Here is a 15,848-nt window from a genome sequence, read left to right as displayed (position 1 = left end):
GCCGCTACCGTGCCCCACATGGCGCCGGAACCCCTGACCCAGCTCGCGGACGACCCGGGCGGACGCTCCCTCGGCCTCGTGTTGCCCCCGGGCAGGCTCATCGACGAGACCGACCAGGGCACGTGGCCCTACCCGCTGCTCTGGCAGGCCGACGCCCCCGCGACCCGGGGCCAGTGGTCCGCCCTGGAAGCCGGGTGCCGGGCGGTCGGCCTCCTCCCGGTGCTGGTGGACGTCGGCGGGCACCGGGGCGGCCCGGAGGGCTGGGACCTGATGTGCGGAAACCTGTCCTACCCCGAGGACTTCGAAGCCGAGGACATACTCGCCGACTACTGGAACGCCCTGCCCCAGGGCGGCCCCACCGCCCCCTCCGGCCGGGCCTGGCCCGGGCTCGCCCCGGCACGGCGGCCCGACGCCGACCCGGACGCCCTCGCCGCCGAGACCGCCGACACCCTGCTGGACGGCGACACCCTGCTGCGAGAGCCGCACCTCGCCCTCGTCCCGGCGGAGCGCAACGCCGACGTCCTCGCGGCCATCGGCTGGACCGGCTCGCTGAACCACGAGGACGACCCCGGGGTCCTCTCCGCCGTCCTGCGCTCCTGGGAGACCCGCTTCGGCACGCGGGTCGTGGCCCTGACCGCCGACCAGCTCACCCTCTCCGTCGCCGCCCCGCCCACCACCCCGGCCGAGGCGGAAGCCGTGGCCGCCGAGCATCTCGCCTTCTGCCCCGACGGGGTGACCCGGCATCACCGCACGAACCTGCACACGTACGCGGCCGAGGCGGTACGCACCCGACGCACCTGGGCCTTCCGCTGGGACTGACGGCGCCGGACGCGGAGCCGAACCGGCGGCGGGCCGTCTCGAAGGGCACCGCTCGCGGCCCGCGGCCCGGGCCCGGTTCGTCCTACTTGCTGACCGCGAAGCGCATCAGGGAGTGCTCGTCGCCCTGCTTGATCTTCCCGGTCTCGTTGATCACCTGAAGCTTCCAACTGTTGCCGGACCGCATGGCCTTGGCCACGGCGCAGCCGTTGTCCTGGGTGAGCATGCTGGGCCAGATGTCCGCGACCTGCTGCGTGCTGCCGCCCGTCGCGTCGTACACCTTGAAGCTGACGTTGCGTGCCTTCTGGAAGGAGCTGCCCTTCTTGTACGCGGCGGCGATGAACACGATCGACGTGATGTGGGCCGGGATCTGCGCGAACTCGACGGTCACGGTCTCGTCGTCGCCGTCCCCGTGGCCGGTCTGGTTGTCGCCGCTGTGCAGCAGGGAGCCGTTGCCCATGGGGTCGAGAGAGTCGATGCCCGCCAGGCGCACCGGGTCCTCCCCGTGCATCGCGATGGCGATCAGGTCGAGGTCGGTGCCCTTCTTACGGCGGAGCTGACCGAGCACCCCGCCGCTGCTCCCGGCCGTCGGATCCCAGGACACGCCAATGGACATGTGGGTCACGCCGTCCAGATCGGCCGGGCCGTCTTCCTTGGTGAGCGTAATCATGCGTGCGCATCTCCGTCCTTGGACTACTACAGTCACAGCGTGCCTCGGGCCTGGAAGGTTCCCTGCGCCGACCCCTTACCTCTGAAACCCCGGCCATGCGGGGTCACGGGCCGCCGCGAGCCGCCCCGCGCGCGGCGGGCACGCACACCGCGCTGGCTCACCCGAGGCACGGCGCCGCGCTGGCGCGAAAAAGACCCCTCTGACCGCGTTTCGGCAGGTCAGAGAGGTCCTGTCACGTGGAGCCTAGGGGAGTCGAACCCCTGACATCTGCCATGCAAAGACAGCGCTCTACCAACTGAGCTAAGGCCCCGTCGGCCACAAGAGTACCCGCTCCGGCAGCTCCATTCCGACCGGGTATCGCACCGGAGGGCCCGGCTCCGTAGGATGCACGGCAAGTTCGCTGGCGCGAAGCGAACAGGGGAGACTCAGGGGAGACACATGGACGCAGCACAGCAGGACCCCACGGCCAAGGCCCGGGAGCTGCAGAGCGCTTGGTACGGCGAGCCGTTGGGCACGCTGTTCCGGCGGCTCATCGACGACCTGGGACTCAACCAGGCACGGCTGGCCTCCGTGCTCGGCCTGTCGGCCCCGATGCTGTCGCAGCTCATGAGCGGGCAGCGGGCCAAGATCGGCAACCCGGCCGTCGTCCAGCGCGTGCAGGCGCTCCAGGAGCTGGCCGGTGAGGTGGCGGACGGGCAGGTCAGCGCCGCCGACGCCACCCGGCGCATGGAGGAGATCCGCCGCTCGGCCGGACAGAGCGTGCTGGGGGGCGGCACGAACCACACCGCCTCCGGGCAGCAGAACACCGTCAAGCGCGTCGTGCGCGAGATCCAGTCCCTGCTGCGGGCGGTCTCGGACGCGCAGGAGATCCTGGACGCCTCCGCGGCGCTCGCCACGAGCCACCCGGAGCTCGCGGAGTTCCTGCGCGTCTACGGGGCGGGCAAGACGGCGGACGCCGTCAAGCACTACGAGGCCCACCAGAGCTGAGCCGCGGGAGCGGAGAGGGGCGGGAGTCCGGGATGGGCGAGGTCTTCGCGGGCCGGTACGAGCTGGTCGACCCCATAGGCCGAGGCGGCGCCGGCGCCGTCTGGCGGGCCTGGGACCACCGCAGGAAGCGGTACGTGGCGGCGAAGGTCCTCCAGCAGAGCGACGCCCACTCCCTGCTGCGGTTCGTCCGCGAGCAGGCACTGCGGATCGACCACCCGCACGTGCTGGCCCCGACGAGCTGGGCCGCCGACGACGACAAGGTCATGTTCGCCATGGACCTCGTCCGCGGCGGCTCCCTCGCCCACCTCATCGGGGACTACGGCGCCCTGCCGCCCCGCCTCGTGTGCGTCCTGCTCGACCAGCTGCTGGCGGGCCTCACCGCCGTGCACGCCGAGGACGTCGTCCACCGGGACATCAAGCCCGCCAACATCCTCCTCGACGCCACCGGGCGCGGCCGCCCGCACCTGCGGCTGTCCGACTTCGGCATCGCCATGCGCAAGGGCGAGCCCCGGCTCACCGAGACGGCCTACGTCGTCGGCACCCCCGGCTACTTCGCCCCCGAGCAGATGCTCGGCGCCGAGCCGGACTTCCCCGCCGACCTCTACGCCGTCGGCCTCCTCGGGCTCTACCTGCTCACCGGGCGCAAGCCCGACTCCCAGGCGCTCGTCGAGGCGTACGAGCACGGTGTGCCGCCCGCCCCCGACGGCGTGCCCGAGCCGCTGTGGCAGGTTCTCGGCGGGCTGCTCCAGCCCGATCCGCACGCCCGGTTCCGCACCGCCACCGGGGTCCGCAAGGCGCTGAGCGGGGCCCTGGAGCTGCTGGACGACGGCGCCACGGTGGCCCTGAGGGCGGCGGAGACGGTGGAGGTCTTCGACCAGCTCGGGCCGCTGCCGCAGGGCTTCGGGCCCGACGGCCCCCTCGGCACGGGGCACGACCCCGGCGGCCCCGCGCGCGGCACGGAGGCGGCGCCGGCCGACGGCTCCGCCGCTGCGGCCTCGGCCTCGGCCTCGGCCACCGGGAGCTTCCACCTGGCGCCGCCCGGCCCGCCGCCGGGGCCCGCCCCCGCCGGGGTGCCGATGGGGCCGGGGACGCCCAGCCCCACGCCGCTCCAGCCCCTGCCGGGCGCCCAGGCGTCCCAGGGGTACGGGACGGGCGCCCCGGCCCCGACGGCGCCCGTGGCCCCGGCTCCGGGCCGACGGGCGGGGCCGAGCGCGGCCGTCGCCGTCCCGATGATCGCGCTCGCGCTGCTGTGCTACGTCGTGGGCGCCTGGGCCCTCACGCAGTCCTGACGGCCGCCCCGGGGCCCTGACGGCTCACCGGTACGGCGCGCCGTGGCCCTGCTGGGGGTAGCCGTATCCCGTCGGCACGGCGCCCGCCGGCGGCCCGGGAGGCCCCGCCGGGCGCCGCCGGGCCACCAGCCACCACACGGCGAGGCCCGCCAGCAGCAGGGTGCCCGTGCCGAAGCCCGTGTAGGCGACGAGCCGCATGGTCTCGCCGTCGGCCGCGGCATCGGCCACCTCCGCCGCCGTCAACCCGTCCGCCGCAGCCTCACGGTCCTCGTCCGTGACGCCGAACCCGGCCTCGACGGCGTCCCCGTCGTACTCGGGCGCCTCCTTCGGCTCCCCGGTCAGCACCACGCGCAGCGTGACGTCGGTGCCGTCCGGGAAGTATGCGGCCAGCTCCTTGTGCAGGGTCACCTGGAGGTAGTACCAGCCGGCCATGCTCGTGCCCCGGCTCTTGTCCGCGAACCGGCTGCCGTACTGGACGACGCCGGTGGACAGCTCCCCGGAGGCATGCTCGCCGGTGTAGGACTCGAAGGTGTTGTCGTACAGACCGGCCCTCGCCGGGTTGTACACCTGGAGGGCGAAGGCGTCCGCGAGGAAGCCGGGCGAAGCGCCCCCGTCCTCCGGGGCGTTGGGCATCTCCAGGCGGGCGAAGAGCCGCTGCCCCCAGTCGACCGGCACCCGGTAGAACCGCGACTCCCCCGGCCGCAGCCGGTCCTGCCACACCCCGGCCCCGACGCCTCCGGCGTCGTTGAAGCCCGTCCCGCCCCGGGCCTTCTTCGGCGTGCCCGCCGGCAGCGTGGGCGCTTCCTCGTCCTCCTCGGGGAGGGTGGACGGCGGCCCGGGGACCGTGCCCTTCAGCCCGGGCTCGACCAGGTGGCTGATCTCGATGGGCCACCGGGACTGGTCGGAGTCCTCCGGGCTCTCGCGCACCACCTCGAACAGGTACGGGCCGGCCTGCTGGCACTCCTCGATGCCGCCGCCGACGCGCCGGGCCGCGTAGTCGCTGACGGGGTAGGCCGAGCCCGCGGCGTCGAACCTCGTCCGGCCGCGCGTCTCGCACTCCTCGCCGTCCGTCGTCAGCAGGCGCATGGACAGGCCGTCGCCGTAGCCCTTCACCTCGGCGCCGGGCCTGGGGGCCGCCGTGGCGGCGAGGTAGACGGTGGAGGAGGCGTCGAGGGTGACGCTGTAGAACTTCTCCTCACCCGGGCCGATGCTGTCCGTGTACCGGCCGGGGGCCAGCTCCGGACCGCCCGCGCTGCTCTCCGCGCCCTTCACCGGCTCGGCGTCCACGGCCATGGCGTACTCGGGCAGCTCCGCCGCCACCGCCGTCTCCGGGACGCTCCCGGCCACGCAGAGCGCCGCCGCAGCGGCGGCGATCCCCGCCCTCGTCCCACGCCGTTTCACCATGCGTCGCCCCTCCTCCGTGTCGGACGTGCCACCCGGCGCCCCGCGCGGTGCGCCGGCCGACGCCGACCATCCTGCCCCGCCCCCGTGGGCCGCCCGACACCCGCCCGCCGCACCGCCCGCGCCGCGTCGCCTTCGCTAACCCCCGGTACCGGCGCGGGGAACGGTCCGGCACCACCGATACGTTGATCATTCCGCTGATCTGACGCACCGTCAGCTCGGCCGACGGGCCGCCGGGCCGACCAGAGGCACCCTCGAAGCATTTGCTGTCGCACAGATTCGCGAGTGGTCACGCCCCGGGAATGGTGAAAGCCCCGGCCTCGTGGCCGGGGCTTTCACCGAGCTCGCGTCGGACTGCGGAGCTGCTCACACTCCGGTGCCCGCGGGCACGGAGTCGGTGGCCTCCGTCCACAGGTCCTGCTCCGCACGGTCCGCCTGAATCTGGCGGTACACGAGGAGTCCGCCGATGGCGGCAAGCGCGAACAGGAGAAGCTTCTTCACGGCGTTACCTCGTCCTTCAACGACGTCAGACCCTACTGGCGCCCGATGATACAACCCCCCAGTAGGAAAGCGGTCGGGCCGGACTCGGACCCGTGCCGTCACGGCACGGCGATCCGCTTCTCGAACCAGTGATGGGCGTACGGCTCGTCGTTGAACGCGGGCACCTCCCGGAAGCCGTACGCGTGATACAGCCCGATCGCGGCCTCGAGGGCCCTGTTGGTGTCCAGGCGCAGCAGCTCGCGGCCGTGCCGGGCAGCCCGCGCCTCCAGCTCGGCCAGAAACCGGCGGCCCAGCCCGAGGCCCCGCGCCCGCGGGGCGACCCACATGCGCTTGATCTCGGCCGGAGCCCCCGCCGGCAGCTTCAGCCCCGCGCAGCCGACGGGCTCACCGTGCAGCCGGGCCACGAGGAACTCTCCACGCGGCGGGCGGAGTTCCCCCGCGTCGGGCAACAGGCTCCGCTCCGGGTCGAAGCCCGTCTCGAAGCGCTCCTGCAGTTCGGTGAAGTACGCGCGCAGGCAGTGCTCGGCGTCCGGGTGATCCGGGTCGACGACGTCCAGCGCGACGGTGGCCGCCGTCAGCAGCCGCTCGACCTCGGCCATGGCCCCGACCAGCCGGGCCCGCTGAACACCGCTCAGCGGCTCCAGCAGCGATGCGGCCAGCTCGTCGCTGCGGCCGTCGAGCACCGCGCGCTCCGCCCGCCCCGCCTCGGTGAGCCGGACGGTCCGCACCCGCCGGTCCCCGGGATGCGGCTCGACGGTCACCAGGCCGTCGTCCGCCAGGGAGCGCAGCAGCCTGCTGACGTACCCGGAGTCGAGCCCGAGCCGCTCGCGCAGCTCCCGCACGTCCCGCCCGCGCTCGCCGATCTCCCAGAGCAGCCGGGCCTCGCCGAAGGGCCGGTCGCGGCCCAGGAAGTGGTCGTGGAGCACACCCACGCGCTCGGTCACGGCACGTTGGAACCGTCGCACCTGCTCGATCTCTGTCACGTCCATCCTCTGACTCTAGTCAGAGAACTCTCCGGAGCCCAGAGGGAGCCATGTCGTCCTACGACACCGCCGAGGCGGAGTTCCCACGTGCCGGTCAGGACGAGCTGCACACGCGGGCGGAGCCGCCGGACGCCGACGTGAACACCGTGCCCGCCGAGCGGTACACGACCGGCGAGCCGCCGCGGCTCAGCCGCACACAGCTCTGGGAGCTGGAGGACCACACGGCGGAAGCGCCCCCGTGTTCATCCCCCACGTGGTGTGCGAGGGCAGCGGTGCCGCCGGGGATCCCGGCCGGGGCGGGAGAACGGCCCGCTGGGGGACGCCCTCGTACGGAGGTCGGACCCACGCTTCGAGGAACCCTTCGCAGCCCAGGCCCGAGACCCTGGCCGCCCGGTCTCGCCGAGAACCACATCCGCGACGTCCTCGGGCCCCCAGCCCGAGCGCAGGGAGCTTCCGCAGGGGGCCTGTCGCCTGCCGGACGGCCCCACTCCGGGGCGGAGACCGTGCCCCGCGAAGAACCACGCCCGGAAACGCGGAACGCCCGGCCCCTTCGAGGAGGATCCGGGCGTTCCGCGTTCTGCTTCTGTGGGGCTAACAGGACTTGAACCTGTGGCCTCTTCCTTATCAGGGAAGCGCTCTAACCGTCTGAGCTATAGCCCCGCGCTGCACCGAAAGATTAGCGCATTCCCGCGCTGGCCCAAAATCGGTTCCCCGCCGGGGGCCCGCCGCACGTGCGAGCCCCCGGCCTGGGCTTACTCGTCCTCCGCGAGGGTGAGCTCGACACCGCCGACGAAACCGGCCGACAGGTTGTAGACGAAGGCACCCAGCGTCGCGAGCGCCGTCGCCAGCACGACGTCGATCACCGCGATGAGGCTGGTGAACATCAGCACCCTCGGAAGCGACAGAAACGCCTCCACGTCGAAGCCCGAGCCCTCCGGCGAGGCCGTGGCGTCGGTGACCGTGTCGCCGATGGTGGCGAAGACGCCCATGGCGTCCATGACCATCCACAGCACCGCCACGGCCACGATCGTGCAGATGCCCAGGGCGATGGACAGCAGGAAGCTGACCTTCATCACCGACCACGGGTCCGCCTTGGCCACCCGCAGCCGCGCCTTGCGGGTGCGCGGCACCGTGCGTGCCCCGGTGCGGGGCAGCCGCACGGCGGACGGCTCCGAGGACGAACGGGGGGCGCCCGGACCGTGACCGGGCGCCGGGTAGGCGTGCGGCGGGTGGTGCGGCTCGGCCGCGCTCGTCATCGTCGTCCCGCCGTCGGCCAGGACGTCGCCGGGCTGACCCGGATAATGCGCCCGACCGGCCGAGGGCCCGGGGCTACCGCCGGGGACCGGGCCCTGGCCCGCCCCGCCCGAGGTACCGCTCACGCCTCACTCCTCGCTGTCCGTGGCCTGCCCGGCCACCGGCTCACCCGCCACGGAACCGGCCTCGGTGTCGGACACGGCGCCCGGCTCGGCGGCGTCCTGCCCGGCCACCGCCTCGTCGACCACCGCCTCGACCTCTTCCGCCTCGCGGCCGGCCTCGGCGTTCCGGGCGATACCGACGACGGCGTCCCGCTTGCCCAGGTTGATCAGTTGGACGCCCATGGTGTCACGGCCCGTCTCCCGCACACCGCTGACCCGCGTGCGGATCACGCCGCCGCCCAGCGTGATGGCCAGAATCTCGTCCGTCTCCTCCACCACGAGCGCGCCGACGAGCTCGCCGCGATCCTCGACGATCTTGGCCGCCTTGATCCCGAGACCGCCGCGTCCCTGCACGCGGTAGTCGTCCACGGCGGTGCGCTTGGCGTAGCCGCCGTCCGTCGCGGTGAAGACGAACGTGCCGGGCCGGACGACGTTCATCGAGAGCAGCTCGTCGCCCTCGCGGAAGCTCATGCCCTTCACGCCGGAGGTCGCGCGGCCCATCGGCCGCAGCGCCTCGTCGGTGGCGGTGAACCGGATCGACTGGGCCTTCTTGCTGATCAGCAGCAGGTCGTCCTCGGCCGAGGCCAGCTCCGCGCCGATCAGCTCGTCGTCCCGGCCGTCCTCCATCTGCCGGAGGTTGATCGCGATGACGCCGCCGGAGCGCGGCGAGTCGTAGTCCTTCAGCGGCGTCTTCTTCACCAGGCCCGACTTCGTGGCCAGCACCAGATACGGCGTCGCCTCGTAGTCGCGGATGGCGAGGATCTCGGCGATCTGCTCGTCCGGTTGGAAGGCCAGCAGGTTCGCCACGTGCTGGCCGCGCGCCTCGCGGCCCGCGTCCGGCAGCTCGTAGGCCTTCGCCCGGTAGACCCGGCCCTTGTTGGTGAAGAACAGCAGCCAGTGGTGCGTCGTCGACACGAAGAAGTGGTCGACGATGTCGTCTTCCTTCAGCTTCGTGCCGCGCACGCCCTTGCCGCCGCGCTTCTGCGCCCGGTAGTCGACGGTCTTGGTGCGCTTGACGTAGCCGCCACGGGTGATCGTGACGACGATGTCCTCCTCGGCGATCAGGTCCTCGATGGACATGTCGCCCTCGAAGGGCACCAGCTTGCTGCGCCGGTCGTCGCCGAACTTCTCGACCAGCGCCGCCAGCTCCTCGCTGATGATGCCGCGCTGGCGCACCGGCGAGGCGAGGATCGCGTTGTACTCGTCGATCTTGGCCTGGAGGTCGTCGTGCTCGGCGGTGATCTTCTGCCGCTCCAGGGCGGCCAGCCGGCGCAGCTGCATCTCCAGGATGGCGTTGGCCTGGATCTCATCGATCTCCAGGAGCCCCATCAGGCCGGTGCGCGCGACGTCGACCGTCTCGCTGCGCCGGATCAGCGCGATGACCTCGTCGATCGCGTCCAGCGCCTTGAGCAGACCGCGCAGGATGTGGGCACGCTCCTCGGCCTTGCGCAGCCGGAAGCGGGTGCGGCGGACCACGACGTCGATCTGGTGCGTGACCCAGTTGCGGATGAACGCGTCCAGCGACAGGGTGCGCGGCACGCCGTCGACCAGCGCGAGCATGTTCGCGCCGAAGTTCGTCTGCAGATCGGTGTGCTTGTAGAGGTTGTTGAGGACGACCTTGGCCACCGCGTCCCGCTTGAGGACGACGACGAGCCGCTGGCCGGTACGGGAGCTCGTCTCGTCCCGGACGTCGGCGATGCCGCCGATCCGGCCGTCCTTCACCAGCTCCGCGATTTTCAGCGCCAGGTTGTCGGGGTTCACCTGGTAGGGCAGCTCGGTGACGACCAGGCACTGCCGGCCCTGGATCTCCTCGACCTCGACCACGGCCCGCATGGTGATGGAGCCGCGGCCGGTGCGGTAGGCGTCCTCGATGCCCCGGCGGCCGACGACCAGCGCGCCGGACGGGAAGTCCGGCCCCTTGATCCGCTCCAGCAGGGCCTCCAGCAGCTCCTCGTTGGAGGCCTCGGGGTTCTCCAGGTACCACTGGGCGCCGGCCGCGACCTCGCGCAGGTTGTGCGGCGGGATGTTCGTCGCCATCCCGACGGCGATCCCCGCCGAGCCGTTGACCAGCAGGTTCGGGAAGCGCGCCGGCAGGACCGTCGGCTCCTGGTTGCGGCCGTCGTAGTTGTCCTGGAAGTCGACGGTCTCCTCGTCGATGTCCCGGAGCATCTCCATGGCCAGCGGGGCCATCTTGCACTCGGTGTACCGCATGGCCGCGGCCGGGTCGTTGCCCGGTGAGCCGAAGTTGCCGTTCGAGTCGACCAGCGGCATCCGCATCGACCACGACTGGGCGAGGCGCACCAGCGCGTCGTAGATGGAGGAGTCACCGTGCGGGTGGTACGTGCCCATGACGTCGCCGACGACGCGGGCGCACTTGTAGAAGCCCCGCTCCGGTCGGTACCCGCCGTCGTACATGGCGTACAGCACGCGCCGGTGCACCGGCTTGAGACCGTCCCTGACGTCGGGCAGGGCGCGGGAGACGATGACGCTCATCGCGTAGTCGAGATACGAGCGCTGCATCTCGGTCTCGAGCGTCACCGGCTCGATGCGCAGGGCGCCCTCCTCGTCGACAGGCGGCGCCGTCACCGGAACATCGTCCGGCTGGTCCGGGTTTCCCACGGTCATATCGTCGGCCATTGCTGTTCAAAGTCCCTTTCTGGCGGCCATCGTGCCTACGGCGGGCCGACTCAGATGTCGAGGAAACGGACGTCCTTGGCGTTGCGCTGGATGAAGGAGCGCCGCGACTCCACGTCCTCCCCCATGAGGATGGAGAACAGGTCGTCGGCGGCCGCGGCGTCGTCGATGGTCACCTGGCGCAGCACCCGGTGCTCGGTGTCCATCGTCGTGACGCGCAGCTCCTCGGCGTTCATCTCGCCCAGACCCTTGAAGCGCTGCACCGAGTCGTCCCGGATGCGCTTGCCCTGCTCCCGGCCGAGGGCGATGAGCTGGTCGCGCTCGCGGTCGGAGTAGGCGTACTGGTGATCGTCGCGGCCCCACTTGATCTTGTAGAGCGGCGGCTGGGAGAGGTACACGTGCCCGGCTTCCACCAGGGGACGCATGAAGCGGAAGAGGAGCGTCAGCAGCAGCGTGTTGATGTGCTGACCGTCGACGTCGGCGTCCGCCATCAAGATGATCTTGTGGTAGCGGAGCTTGTCGATGTCGAAGTCCTCGTGGATGCCCGTGCCGAAGGCGGAGATCAGCGCCTGCACCTCGGCGTTCTGCAGCACCTTGTCGATGCGCGCCTTCTCCACGTTCAGGATCTTGCCGCGGATCGGCAGGATGGCCTGGTACTGCGGGTCACGGCCGGACTTGGCCGAGCCGCCCGCGGAGTCACCCTCGACGATGAAGATCTCGCACTTGCTGGCGTCGTTGGACTGGCAGTCGGACAGCTTGCCCGGCAGCGAGGCCGTCTCCAGCAGGCCCTTGCGGCGGGTGAGGTCGCGGGCCTTGCGGGCGGCGACCCGTGCCGTGGCCGCCTGGATGCCCTTGCGGACGATGTCCGCGGCCTCGTTGGGGTTGCGGTCGAACCAGTCGGTGACGTGCTCGTGGACGATCTTCTGGATGAAGGTCTTCACCTCCGTGTTGCCCAGCTTCGTCTTCGTCTGGCCCTCGAACTGCGGCTCGCCCAGTTTGACGGAGATGATCGCCGTCAGGCCCTCGCGGATGTCCTCGCCGGTGAGGTTGTCGTCCTTCTCCCGCAGCAGCTTCCTGTCCCGCGCGTAGCGGTTGACCAGGCCCGTCAGCGCCGCCCGGAACCCCTCCTCGTGGGTACCGCCCTCATGGGTGTGGATGATGTTGGCGAAGCTGTAGACACCCTCGCTGTACTGGGTGTTCCACTGCATCGCGATCTCCGCCGAGAGGCTGCGCTCCGAGTCCTCAGCGTCGAAGTAGACGATCGTCGGGTGCACCGGATCGCCCTTGCGGGAGTTCAGGTGCCGGACGAAGTCCGAGATGCCGCCGTCGTAGTGGTACGTGACCGAGCGGGCCTGGTCGTCGTCGGCGGAGTCGGTGGTGTCGGCGCCGGCCGTCTGCTTGGCCGCCGCACGTTCGTCCGTGAGCGAGATCGTCAGGCCCCGGTTGAGGAAGGCCATCTCCTGGAAGCGGCGCGACAGCGTCTCGAAGGAGTAGTCCGTGGTGTCGAAGATGTCGCCGTCGGCCCAGAAGGTGACGCTGGTGCCCGTCTCCTCGGTGGCCTCGTTCTGCTGCAGCGGAGCCGTGGGGACGCCCAGCTTGTAGTCCTGCGTCCAGCGGTAGCCGTCCGTCTTGACCTCGACGGACACCCGCTGCGACAGGGCGTTCACCACGGAGACGCCGACGCCGTGCAGACCGCCGGAGACGGCGTAGCCGCCACCGCCGAACTTGCCGCCCGCGTGCAGCACGGTGAGGACGACCTCGACGGCCGGCTTGCCCTCCGAGGGGACGATGCCCACCGGGATGCCTCGGCCGTTGTCCACCACTCGCACACCGCCGTCGGCGAGCAGGGTCACGTCGACCCGGTCCGCGAAGCCGGCGAGCGCCTCGTCGACGGAGTTGTCCACGACCTCCTGCACCAGGTGGTGCAGGCCCCGCTCACCGGTCGAACCGATGTACATGCCGGGACGCTTGCGGACCGCGTCCAGCCCCTCCAGGACGGTGATCGCACTGGCGTCATACGACGGCTCACCCAGGGGTACGGAGGCAGCGGCGGCGTCCTCGACGGGGGACAGGGGATTCTCGATGGAATTGCCGGAGTCGGCCACGAAGCGCCCTTTCTGGCACAGCACACAGCGTCTCCCGATCCGACGGGAGCGACTGCGTCGTTCGACTTGATCCGCGGTACGGCGGCTGTAGTTCAGTCTACCGGTAGCGCCGACATGAATGGGGGTTTGCCGCCGCCTGAGTCCCCATGTGGCGCCCTCAGGGAGCGACCACCGACTCCCCATATGCGACTGGGGGCTTCAGGAGGCTCACGGGCGCCCTCAGCGCTTCGGACTGTCAACCTACCGTTACCGTGACCGGGATCACGTCGGGGTGTCTGTTTCACGTGAAACGTCCGGACCTCGGAAGGGCGCCCGAGGCCGGATCAGCGCACACGCAGCCGGCCGTAGCGCGGCGGCGGCCCTCCGGGGCCCAGCACCTTGATGACGGAGACGGTGCCGTGCCCCAGATCCTCGTTGAGACGCCGCACCAGCTGGGGCGCCAGGCGGCGCAGCTCCGTGGCCCACGCCGTCGAGTCACAGCGGACATGGAGAACCCGGCGCTCCTCGTCGTACCGCTCCGGACGACAGTGCTCGGCGTTCTTCTCTCCCACGATGAGCGGCCAGCGCCCCATGACCCCGCCGACCGCGATCGGCATCTCCCAGCCCCGCTCCGTCTTCAGCCGCTCCAGCGCGGCCCCCAGCGGCATCGGGTCACGGCCGTCCCGCCGTGCCCCCGAGCGCAGCCCGCCGCGTCGCGCCTGCTGCTTCTGCCGCGTCGCCTCGCCGCGCGCCCGGGCCTGCTCCTTGGCTGCCCGCAGCGCGACACGGGCCAGATCGACACCCGACACCGGCGGGGCCGGGGCCTCCGTCCGCCCGTCCGACGGGACGTCGCCCTCCGGCAGCTCCTGATCGCTCATACCGCCGTGACCTCCCCGTCCGCGACGGAGAACCGTGCCCCCGCGAGCGTCTTCGGCACGTCCTCCTCGACCGCGGCCGTCACCAGTACCTGCTCGGCCGACGCCACCGAGGCCGCCAGCCGCTCCCGCCGTCGGGCGTCCAGCTCGGCGAACACGTCGTCCAGGATCAACACCGGCTCGTTGCCCTCGGCCCGCAGCAGCTCGTACGAGGCCAGGCGCAGGGCCAGCGCGTACGACCACGACTCCCCATGGCTGGCGTAGCCCTTCGCGGGCATCCCCCCGAGGTTCAGCAGCAGATCGTCCCGGTGCGGACCCACCAGCGTCACCCCGCGCTCGATCTCCTGCCGCCGGGCCTCCCCCAGAGCGGCGAGGAGCTGGGCGTACAGCTCCTCGCGTCCGCCGCCCTCCACCGGGCTACGGTAGGAGAGCGCCAACGGGCCACCGCCCGGGGCGAGTTGCTCATACGATCGATTCGCCAGCGGTTCCAGATCAGCCACCAGCGCGAAGCGCTGCGCCAGCAGCTCCGCCCCCGCCCGGGCCAGATGCTGGTCCCACACGTCCAGCGTCGACAGGTCCAGCGACCTGCCGCCGTGCCGCCGTGCCATCGCGGCCGACTTCAGCAGCGTGTTGCGCTGCTTGAGTACCCGCTCGTAGTCCGAGCGCACCCCCGCCATCCGCGGCGAGCGGGCGGTGACCAGCTCGTCCAGAAACCGCCGCCGCTCACCCGGATCGCCCTTGACCAGGCTCAGATCCTCCGGAGCGAACAGCACGGTGCGCAGGATGCCGAGCACGTCCCGCGGTCGGACCTGGGAGGACCGGTTGATCCTCGCCCGGTTCGCCCGCCCCGGATTGATCTCCAGCTCGACGAGCTGCTGGCGCTCCCCCTGCACCACCGCGGCCCGCACCACCGCCCGGTCGGCCCCCATCCGCACCAGCGGGGCGTCCGACGCCACCCGATGGCTGCCGAGGGTCGCCAGATAGCCGATCGCCTCGACGAGGTTCGTCTTGCCCTGGCCGTTGGGCCCGACGAACGCCGTCGGGCCCGGGCCGAGCGGAACCTCGGCCCGGGCGTACGACCGGAAGTCGGCTAGGGAAAGGTGCGCGACGTGCATCCGTGACCGTGACCGCCAGCCCCGTCAGCCACCGACCGGCGGCTCGACGTCGGCGCCCGGGGCGTCGGCACCGAGTGCGTCACTCTTCGCGGTGACGGCGTGCCCGCCGAACTGGTTGCGCAGCGCGGCGATCATCTTCATCTGCGGAGAGTCCTCCTGCCGCGAGGCGAACCGCGCGAACAGCGACGCCGTGATCGCGGGCAGCGGCACCGCGTGGTCGATCGCGGCCTCCACCGTCCACCGGCCCTCGCCCGAGTCCTGTGCGTAGCCGCGCAGCTTCTCCAGGTGCTGGTCGTCGTCCAACGCGTTCACCGCGAGGTCCAGCAGCCAGGAGCGGATCACGGTGCCCTGCTGCCAGGAGCGGAAGATCTCCCGCACGTCCGTCACCGAGTCGACGGCCTCCAGCAGCTCCCAGCCCTCGGCGAAGGCCTGCATCATGGCGTACTCGATGCCGTTGTGGACCATCTTCGCGAAGTGCCCGGCGCCGACGTCGCCCGCGTGCACCGAACCGAACTCGCCCTCCGGCTTCAGCGCGTCGAAGACCGGCTGCACCCGCGCCACGTGCTCGGCCGCACCGCCGTACATCAGGGCGTAGCCGTTCTCCAGCCCCCACACCCCGCCGGAGACGCCGCAGTCGACGAAGCCGATACCACGCTCCGCCAGCTCCGCGGCGTGCTTCTCGTCCTCCGTCCAGCGGGAGTTCCCGCCGTCCACGACGACGTCACCGGGGGAGAGCAGCCCGGCGAGCTCGTCGATCGTCGCCTGGGTCGGCTCGCCGGCCGGCACCATCACCCACACCACACGCGGGCTCGGCAGCGCGTCCACCAGTTCCCTCAGGCTGTGGACGTCGGCGAGCTCCGGGTTGCGGTCGTAGCCGATGACGGTGTGGCCTGCGCGGCGGATGCGCTCGCGCATGTTGCCGCCCATCTTGCCGAGGCCGATGAGACCGAGCTCCATCTGTGGGCTCTCCTTGACGTTTCTCGCAGTGCGTGTGGGCGCGGATTCCAGGTCCGGGCGCGCACCAGCGCGCCCCGCCCGGCTCCGAGCCTACGCCCGGAGCCACGCCCGGCTTCGACCT

The 15,848-nt window shown here is 71.8% G+C and carries 13 protein-coding genes and 2 tRNA genes; 3 read left to right on the top strand and 12 right to left on the bottom strand.

The genetic code is table 11. The annotated features are described in order from the left end of the window. Nucleotides 1-18 precede the first annotated feature (18 nt). Nucleotides 19-819, top strand: a complete 801-nt coding sequence (locus tag HPT28_RS17705) for a DUF4253 domain-containing protein (protein WP_219092083.1) — start codon at nucleotides 19-21, stop codon at nucleotides 817-819. A gap of 82 nt (nucleotides 820-901) precedes the next feature. Here HPT28_RS17705 and HPT28_RS17700 read toward each other — a convergent pair whose 3' ends face one another. Then, on the bottom strand, nucleotides 902-1,486 hold the full coding sequence (locus HPT28_RS17700) for a TerD family protein (RefSeq protein WP_219092082.1): 585 nt from the start codon (nucleotides 1,484-1,486) through the stop codon (nucleotides 902-904). A gap of 237 nt (nucleotides 1,487-1,723) precedes the next feature. Then, nucleotides 1,724-1,796, bottom strand: a tRNA-Ala gene (locus HPT28_RS17695). Nucleotides 1,797-1,924: 128 nt separating this feature from the next. On the opposite strand from HPT28_RS17695, the gene HPT28_RS17690 reads away from it, so the two are divergent. Together HPT28_RS17690 and HPT28_RS17685 are read left to right on the top strand one after the other, a co-directional pair. Then, nucleotides 1,925-2,473 (top strand): DNA-binding protein, encoded by a 549-nt coding sequence (locus HPT28_RS17690; RefSeq protein ID WP_219092081.1) that lies wholly within the window; start codon nucleotides 1,925-1,927, stop codon nucleotides 2,471-2,473. A gap of 32 nt (nucleotides 2,474-2,505) precedes the next feature. Then, nucleotides 2,506-3,762, top strand: a complete 1,257-nt coding sequence (locus HPT28_RS17685) for a serine/threonine-protein kinase (protein WP_219092080.1) — start codon at nucleotides 2,506-2,508, stop codon at nucleotides 3,760-3,762. A gap of 24 nt (nucleotides 3,763-3,786) precedes the next feature. Here HPT28_RS17685 and HPT28_RS17680 read toward each other — a convergent pair whose 3' ends face one another. The 10 genes from HPT28_RS17680 to gnd form a co-directional block, all read right to left on the bottom strand. Further along, nucleotides 3,787-5,166: a hypothetical protein gene (locus HPT28_RS17680; protein ID WP_219092079.1), complete on the bottom strand. Its 1,380-nt coding sequence runs from the start codon at nucleotides 5,164-5,166 to the stop codon at nucleotides 3,787-3,789. A gap of 363 nt (nucleotides 5,167-5,529) precedes the next feature. Beyond that, a complete protein-coding gene (locus tag HPT28_RS17675; RefSeq protein WP_219092078.1) occupies nucleotides 5,530-5,664 on the bottom strand; it encodes a DLW-39 family protein in 135 nt (44 codons plus the stop codon). A gap of 98 nt (nucleotides 5,665-5,762) precedes the next feature. Next, entirely contained in the window at nucleotides 5,763-6,653 is an 891-nt protein-coding gene (locus HPT28_RS17670) for a helix-turn-helix domain-containing GNAT family N-acetyltransferase (RefSeq protein WP_219092077.1), read from the bottom strand. Nucleotides 6,654-7,233: 580 nt separating this feature from the next. Then, nucleotides 7,234-7,307: transfer RNA gene (locus HPT28_RS17665), tRNA-Ile, on the bottom strand. 92 nt (nucleotides 7,308-7,399) lie between these two features. After that, nucleotides 7,400-8,026, bottom strand: a complete 627-nt coding sequence (locus HPT28_RS17660; RefSeq protein WP_374226980.1) for a DUF3566 domain-containing protein — start codon at nucleotides 8,024-8,026, stop codon at nucleotides 7,400-7,402. Nucleotides 8,027-8,029: 3 nt separating this feature from the next. Further along, entirely contained in the window at nucleotides 8,030-10,699 is a 2,670-nt protein-coding gene (gene gyrA / locus HPT28_RS17655) for a DNA gyrase subunit A (RefSeq protein ID WP_257578821.1), read from the bottom strand. A 50-nt stretch (nucleotides 10,700-10,749) separates the two neighbouring features. After that, on the bottom strand, nucleotides 10,750-12,825 hold the full coding sequence (gene gyrB / locus HPT28_RS17650; RefSeq protein WP_219092076.1) for a DNA topoisomerase (ATP-hydrolyzing) subunit B: 2,076 nt from the start codon (nucleotides 12,823-12,825) through the stop codon (nucleotides 10,750-10,752). 299 nt (nucleotides 12,826-13,124) lie between these two features. Next, a complete protein-coding gene (locus tag HPT28_RS17645; RefSeq protein WP_219092075.1) occupies nucleotides 13,125-13,658 on the bottom strand; it encodes a DUF721 domain-containing protein in 534 nt (177 codons plus the stop codon). Further along, nucleotides 13,655-14,770: a DNA replication/repair protein RecF gene (gene recF / locus HPT28_RS17640; RefSeq protein WP_219092074.1), complete on the bottom strand. Its 1,116-nt coding sequence runs from the start codon at nucleotides 14,768-14,770 to the stop codon at nucleotides 13,655-13,657. Before recF ends, HPT28_RS17645 begins: the two co-directional genes overlap by 4 nt. 24 nt (nucleotides 14,771-14,794) lie before the next feature. Further along, on the bottom strand, nucleotides 14,795-15,778 hold the full coding sequence (gnd, locus tag HPT28_RS17635; protein WP_257578833.1) for a phosphogluconate dehydrogenase (NAD(+)-dependent, decarboxylating): 984 nt from the start codon (nucleotides 15,776-15,778) through the stop codon (nucleotides 14,795-14,797). Between the last annotated feature and the right edge of the window lie 70 nt (nucleotides 15,779-15,848).

The organism is Streptomyces sp. JJ38 (assembly GCF_019303475.1).
In the GTDB taxonomy this organism is placed as follows: Bacteria; Actinomycetota; Actinomycetes; order Streptomycetales; family Streptomycetaceae; genus Streptomyces.
The sequence above is the reverse complement of the archived record's forward strand: the minus strand, read 5'-3'. Positions and strand labels throughout refer to the sequence as shown.